Source organism: Frankia sp. CeRuru1 (genome assembly GCF_977966315.1).
This window is the reverse complement of the sequence record NZ_CDWWEW010000287.1, coordinates 1-6,653: the sequence shown is the minus strand read 5'-3', so window position 1 is coordinate 6,653 and position 6,653 is coordinate 1. Positions and strand designations below refer to the sequence as shown.

7 protein-coding genes are annotated in these 6,653 nt (G+C 69.3%); 5 read left to right on the top strand and 2 right to left on the bottom strand.

All coding sequences use genetic code 11. The annotated features are described in order from the left end of the window. On the top strand, positions 1-262 hold a 262-nt coding region (locus tag AC08OP_RS18100; RefSeq protein ID WP_476615275.1), incomplete at its 5' end, for a hypothetical protein. Between the two features lie 10 nt (positions 263-272). Next, positions 273-845 carry a TetR/AcrR family transcriptional regulator gene (locus AC08OP_RS18095; protein ID WP_476615274.1) on the top strand — a complete coding sequence of 191 codons (573 nt, stop codon included), beginning with the start codon at positions 273-275 and terminating at the stop codon, positions 843-845. Positions 846-947: 102 nt separating this feature from the next. Here AC08OP_RS18095 and groL read toward each other — a convergent pair whose 3' ends face one another. After that, entirely contained in the window at positions 948-2,573 is a 1,626-nt protein-coding gene (gene groL / locus AC08OP_RS18090) for a chaperonin GroEL (protein ID WP_476615273.1), read from the bottom strand. 190 nt (positions 2,574-2,763) lie between these two features. Continuing rightward, positions 2,764-3,273, bottom strand: a complete 510-nt coding sequence (locus tag AC08OP_RS18085; protein WP_462188999.1) for an Hsp20/alpha crystallin family protein — start codon at positions 3,271-3,273, stop codon at positions 2,764-2,766. Positions 3,274-3,786: 513 nt separating this feature from the next. Between AC08OP_RS18085 and dnaK the strand changes: the two genes are divergently transcribed. From dnaK to AC08OP_RS18070, 3 genes are all read left to right on the top strand, one after another. Next, positions 3,787-5,766 (top strand): molecular chaperone DnaK, encoded by a 1,980-nt coding sequence (gene dnaK, locus AC08OP_RS18080; protein WP_476615272.1) that lies wholly within the window; start codon positions 3,787-3,789, stop codon positions 5,764-5,766. 24 nt (positions 5,767-5,790) lie between these two features. Then, positions 5,791-6,519: a nucleotide exchange factor GrpE gene (locus tag AC08OP_RS18075; protein ID WP_476615271.1), complete on the top strand. Its 729-nt coding sequence runs from the start codon at positions 5,791-5,793 to the stop codon at positions 6,517-6,519. 6 nt (positions 6,520-6,525) lie between these two features. Then, the coding region (locus AC08OP_RS18070; protein ID WP_476615276.1) for a DnaJ domain-containing protein at positions 6,526-6,653 on the top strand (128 nt) is incomplete at its 3' end.

The following is a 6,653-nucleotide window of genomic DNA, read 5'->3' as shown; positions in this document are numbered from 1 at the left end:
CCCACCCCAGACCATCATCATGATCTCCTCTTCCTTCGTCTCGGCCTCCTACGGCGGGCCGTACCTCTACCTTCGGCCGGCGCGGCTGACGGGACGAGGGCTGTTCGTCCCGGACCGGTGCGACGCCAGGCCCGTGCCGGGCATGCCCTCGGAACCGCCTCCACCCGATCCCGGGGTCCGCGGCGGCGGGCCGCCGCAGAACCTCGCGCCAGGTAGCACCACTGCCTCGCGCCAAGTAGAACCACCGTCTCGCGCCGAGTAGAAAGGACGCTATGCGTCCCCGGGCGGTCACCCGCGAGCAGATCATCGCGGCGGCCGACACGATCGCTCGGCGCGACGGGCTCGACCACCTCACGGTCCGGCCCCTGTGCGCGGAGCTCGGCGTCACGGCCCCCGCGATCTACCGACGCTTCCCCACCAAGGATCTCATCGTCGAGCGCGTCGTCGACGACGCGCTCGGCCGCATCGACCTTCCAGGCCCCGAGACCGGCGACTGGGCCGACCGCCTAGGGCGCTGCTTCACCAGCGCGCATGACGTCGCCGCCGCCTACCCGGGGCTCGCGGCACGCATGGGCCGGCAGATGCCCGGCAGCCCCTCCGCGGTACGCAACGCGAGCTTCCTGCACGACCTGCTCACCGACGCCGGCATCGGACCGGAGGACACGAACAGGATCGTCTACACGATGTTCGTCTACCTCTGGGGACACCTGCTGGCAGCCGAGGCCGTGGCCGAGCTGCTCGGCCCGACCGGCACCCAGGACACCCGGGACCAGTTCCTCTGGGGCCTCGACCACCTGCTCGGTTCCTTCCGTCGGCAGTTCGGCGGTGGAAACGTCGCGGAATAGGCGAGTTGCCGCGGTAGGCGAGTTCCAGGACGGGATGGGCCTGTTCGACCGCCACCGTGGGTGTGTCGGCCGGCGTGTCGGCCGCGACAACGACGCTGTCAATCAGTATTCCAGGCCACCTCCACCGGCTGCCGCGGCCGCGGTTTCCTTTTCCTCTGGCTTTTCGGCGACGACGGCCTCGGTAGTGAGGAACAGCCCGGCGATGGATGCGGCGTTCTGCAGGGCGGAGCGGGTGACCTTGGTCGGGTCGATGATCCCGGCCTCGAGCATGTTGACGTGCTCGCCGGTGGCGGCGTCCAGCCCCCACCCCGGTTGCAGGTTGCGGACCTTCTCGACCACGACGCCGCCTTCCAGGCCGGCATTGATCGCGATCTGCCGGAGCGGCTCGGTCAACGCGCGGCGCACCATCTCGGCCCCGGTCCGCTCGTCCTCGGCCACGTCCAGCCCGTCGAAGACGGCCTCCGAGGCCAGCAGCAGAGCCACCCCACCGCCGGGAACGATGCCCTCCTCAACGGCGGCCTTCGCGTTGCGGACCGCGTCCTCGATGCGGTGCTTACGCTCCTTGAGCTCGACCTCGGTGGCCGCGCCGGCTTTGATGACGGCCACGCCGCCGGCGAGCCTGGCCAGCCGCTCCTGCAGCTTCTCGCGATCGTAGTCGGAGTCCGACTTCTCGATCTCGCTGCGGATCTGGCTGACCCGACCGGCGATCTGGCCCGGGTCGCCGGCGCCCTCGATAATGGTCGTGTCATCCTTGGTGACGATAACCTTGCGGGCCTGGCCAAGCAGGTCGAGGTCGGCGTTCTCCAGCCTGAGACCAACCTCCTCACTGATCACCTGACCGCCCGTCAGGACGGCGATATCGCCGAGCATGGCCTTGCGCCGGTCGCCGAAACCCGGCGCCTTCACGGCCACGGACCGGAACGTACCGCGGATCTTGTTGACGACCAGGGTTGCCAGGGCCTCCCCCTCGACGTCCTCGGCGATAACCAGCAGCGGCTTGCCGGCCTGCATGACCTTCTCCAACAGCGGGAGCATGTCCTTGACCAGCGAAATCTTGATGTTGGCGACCAGGATGTAGGGGTCCTCCAGGACGCACTCCATCCGCTCCTGATCAGTGATGAAGTACGGCGAGATGTAGCCCTTGTCGAAACGCAGACCTTCGGTGAGCTCCAGCTCGAGGCCGAAGGTGTTGCTCTCCTCGACGGTGATGACGCCGTCCCGGCCGACCTTGTCCATCGCCTCGGCGATGATCTGGCCGATCGCGGTGTCCCCGCCGGCCGAGATCGAGGCCGTTGAGGCGATCTGATCCTTGGTTTCCAGATCCCTGGACAGGTCGGCCAGCTCCCCACAGACCCGCTCGACGGCCAGCTCGATGCCACGTTTGAGGGCGATCGGGTTCGCGCCCGCGGCCACGTTCCGCAGGCCCTCGTGGACCAGTGCCTCCGCCAGGACGGTCGCCGTCGTGGTGCCGTCGCCGGCCACCTCGTCGGTCTTCTTGGCGACCTCCTTGACCATCTCGGCGCCGATCTTCTCATACGGATCTTCGAGCTCGATCTCCCTGGCAATGGAGACGCCGTCATTGGTGATGGTGGGAACGCCCCACTTCTTCTCCAGGACGACGTTGCGCCCCTTCGGACCGAGCGTCACCTTCACGGCGCCGGCCAGCTGGTTCATGCCACGTTCCAGCCCACGCCGTGCTTCCTCCTCGTAAGCGATGATCTTTGGCATGATGGTTCCCCTGAAGCAGAACGTGACCGGACCCCGCGAACATCGCAGGCCCATCCTCACGACATGCAATACCTTAATTACAAATCGTCGGTATCGCCTGCTGGCGGGGCAAGCCGACCGGCTGGACAGGCCGGGTCTGCCGGGGTCCCGGCGGAGGGCGCGCTGGCGGGTCCGGGTACCAGGCACTCAGTCAGCTTTGGCCCTCGGGGCCGGTGCTCTGGCCCTCGGGTCCGGTGCTGATCTCGATGTGCTTGGGCTGGCTCCGCTTGGCCTTCGCCAGCCGGATGGTGAGCACTCCGTCGGCCAGGGTGGCGTGCACCGATTCCGGGTCAATGTCACCCGGCACGGCGATGCGGTGCTCGAACCGGCCCACTGGGCGGCTACGGCGGCGCAGTACTCCCGTGCGTTCCCGCTCCTTGATTTCACCGGTGACGAACAGCTCGTTGTCGCGCAGGTCCACGGAGATGTCCTCCCGGCGTACCCCGGGAAGATCGAGATCGATCACGAACGCGTCATCGGTCTCCTCGATGTCGACCGGCTGCACTATGCCACCCAGCAACCGCGCCGGACGGCCCTCGACGCCGCCCATGACGTCGCCGAGCAGATTGCCCATGCGGGTCCAGGCGTCCTCGATCTCCCGGAACGGATCCCATCGTGCCAGCGTTCCCAGGCCTTCTCCGCGTCGTACGGGTAGTGTCATGATCCTCACTCCTTCCGGCCGAGCCGGCCGGCTATCACCTTTGCGTCCAATTGACTATGCCTTGCCTCTACCCCTGCCTCGCCGGCCCGAAAACTGCGGGCCACCGCCGAGGGACACCCGGCTACAGCCGGGTGTAGGGCCAGAACCGGCTTTAGGACCAGAAACCGGCTGTAGGGCCAGGCTGTAGGGCCAGGGCGCTGCCTGGTGCCCGTCCTGCCGGGCTCAGCCCCCCGATCCCTGTCCTGCCCCGGCCCGGCCCCGACCGGTGTGGCTCTGCCAGCTCTCCTGGTGCTCCAGCTCCCCTGGCAATCAGGACCTCCTGGCAATCAAGGCCTTTTCGTGATCTCTTCCTTCGCCTGCCGACAAGCGATACTCCGTAGGCAATGCGTTTTGCTGGGCAAATCCTGGACAGGTTCCCTGCTGTGGGGTCGGTTTATCCGAGTGAAGCCTGCTCACGGCGTGGGCACGCCCGATTCGTCATATGTGTGAGGTTCGCTTCTGGAGGAGCATTCGATGGCGAAGGCAGTCGGCATTGATCTGGGGACGACCAATTCGGTGATCGCCGCCTGGGAGGGTGGCGAGCCGAGGGTCATCCCGAACGCGGAGGGTGCGCGGACGACACCGTCGGTGGTGGCGTTCACCGAGAGCGGTGAACGCCTGATCGGGCAGCTGGCGCGACGGCAGGCGATCCTGAACCCGAAGGGCACGATCTACTCGGCCAAGCGGTTCATCGGCCGCCGCTATGACGAGGTGACCGAGGAGGCCAAAGCGGTCGCCTTCGACGTCGTCCCAGGCCCGGAGGGCACCGCCCGGTTCAAGATCCGGGACAAGCTCTACGCGCCGGAGGAGATCAGCGCGCTGGTGCTGCGCAAGCTGGCCGACGACGCCGGGCGGAACCTGGGCGAGAAGGTCACCGAAGCGGTCATCACGGTGCCGGCCTACTTCAACGACGCGCAGCGCACCGCGACGAAGGACGCCGGCCGGATCGCCGGGCTCTCCGTGCTGCGGATCATCAACGAGCCGACCGCGGCCGCGTTGGCGTACGGGCTGGACAAGAAGGGCCACGAGACCGTCCTGGTCTTCGATCTCGGCGGCGGCACGTTCGACGTGAGCATCCTCGACGTCGGCGACGGGGTGGTCGAGGTCCGGGCCACGGCCGGGGACAGCCACCTGGGCGGGGACGACTTCGACCGCCGGCTGGTCGACTACCTCGCCGACGGGTTCCACCGGGAACAGGGCGTCGACCTGCGCCGGGACCCCCAGGCGCTGCAACGGCTGTTCGAGGCCGCGGAGAAGGCCAAGGTCGAACTGAGCTCGGTCACCCAGACCCAGGTGAACCTGCCGTTCATCACCGCCGACGCCACCGGGCCGCGGCACCTGACCACCACGGTCATGCGCTCCACCTTCGAACAGATCACCGCCGACCTGGTCGAACGGACCATGGGACCGGTCCGCCAGGCGATGGAGGACGCCAAGGTCAGCGCCGACGACCTCGACGAGGTGATCCTCGTCGGCGGCGCCACCCGGATGCCCGCGGTGCAGGCACTGGTCCGGCGGCTGACCGGCGGCAAGGAACCGAACATGAGCGTCAACCCCGACGAGGTCGTCGCACTGGGCGCGGCGATCCAGGCCGGGGTGCTCAAGGGCGAGGTCTCCGACGTGCTCCTGCTCGACGTCACCCCGCTCTCCCTCGGGGTGGAGACCCGCGGCGGCCTGATGACAAAAATCGTCGAACGCAACACCACGATCCCGGTACGACGCTCCGAGGTGTTCTCCACCGCGGAGGACAACCAGCCGGCAGTGGACATCGTGGTACTGCAGGGCGAACGCGAACGCGCCGCCGATAACCGGGTACTCGGCCGCTTCCGCCTGGAAAACATCCGCCCGGCGCCCCGCGGCGAACCGCAGATCGAGGTCACCTTCGACATCGACGCCAACGGCATCCTCAACGTCACCGCCCGCGACAAGGACACCGGAGCCCAGCAGTCGATCACGATCAGTGAAACCTCCAACCTCCCCAAGGAAGAGGTCGAACGGATGATCACCGAGGCGGAGCGTAACCGCACCGCCGACCAGGCGCTACGCGCCGCGATCGACGCCCGCAACGAGCTGGACTCGGTCGCCTACCGCGTCGAACGGCTGCTGGCCGAACTCGGTGACGCCGCCCCGCCACACGAGAAGGCCCGCGCCAACCTACTGGTCACCGACGCCCGCCAGGCCATCAAAGAAGAGGCGCCGGTGGACCGGGCCCGCGCCCTGACCTCGGATCTCCAACAGATCTACCACGGCCTGGCCGCCGCCCGCACCGGCCAGGCCGGCCCCACCGAGGGAACCGGCGGCAGCCCGGCCGACACCGCACCGGGCGGCCCGGGCGGCCCACAGCCACCACCCGGCGGCGGCACCCCCGGCGGCAGCACCCCCGGCGGCGGCACCCCCGGCGGCGGCACCCCCGGCGACGACGACGTGATAGACGCCGAGTTCGACCGGGGCTGAACCCATGCCAACCGAGACCGACCGATGATGGCGAACGACATGCCGCACGAACAGCACCCAGACCGGACCGGCCACGCCGCCGGCCCCCGTACCGACCAGACCACCGACCAGACCACCGACCGGACCGTGGACCGGAGTAGCGCAGAGACCACCGTCCGCGCCGGCCCCGTCGGCGCGGACGACCTCCCGACCGAGGCGGTCCTAGACAGTGTGGCGCTCGCCGCTCAGGTGGACGAGCTGACCGACCGGTGGCGGCGGGCCGCCGCCGACCTGGACAACCTGCGTAAACGGACCATCCGGGAGCTGGAGCGGGATCGGGCGGCCGAACGGGCCCACGCGGCCGCCGCCTGGCTGCCGGTCCTTGACCACCTCGACCTCGCGCTCACCCACGCCGACGCCGACCCCGCCTCGCTCGTGGCGGGTGTCCGGACGGTCCGGGACCAGGCCGTGGACGTGCTGGCCCGGCTCGGCTACCCGCGCCACGACGAGGTCGGGGTGCCGTTCGACCCGACCCGGCACGAGGCGCTGACCGCCGTCGAGAAACCGAACGTCCCAGCCGGCACGGTGGTGGCCGTGATCCGTCCCGGCTACGGCGATACCGGACGGCAGCTGCGCCCCGCCGGGGTCGCCGTCAGCCGCCCTCCCGGCGAGCCATCCAGCGAACCCAGCGAACCCAGCGAACCGCCCGGCGGCGCCCGGCAACCAGGCGAGACCGGCCCGGACCCGGGCGGCGCCGGCGGGCCTGCGGAGTGACCGGCCGTGGCCCGGGACTACTACCAGCTTCTCGGTGTCGGCCGGGGCGCGAGCGCCGAGGAGATCCAGCAGGCCTACCGCCGCCTCGCCCGCCGTTACCACCCCGACGTCAACCGCGGCCCGGAGGCGGAGAA

Coding starts and splice junctions, on each gene's coding strand:
- AC08OP_RS18085 (WP_462188999.1), bottom strand. CDS start 3,273: ATGACACTACCCGTACGACGCGGAGAAGGCCTGGGAACGCTGGCACGA.
- AC08OP_RS18075 (WP_476615271.1), top strand. CDS start 5,791: ATGATGGCGAACGACATGCCGCACGAACAGCACCCAGACCGGACCGGC.
- AC08OP_RS18095 (WP_476615274.1), top strand. CDS start 273: ATGCGTCCCCGGGCGGTCACCCGCGAGCAGATCATCGCGGCGGCCGAC.
- groL (WP_476615273.1), bottom strand. CDS start 2,573: ATGCCAAAGATCATCGCTTACGAGGAGGAAGCACGGCGTGGGCTGGAA.
- dnaK (WP_476615272.1), top strand. CDS start 3,787: ATGGCGAAGGCAGTCGGCATTGATCTGGGGACGACCAATTCGGTGATC.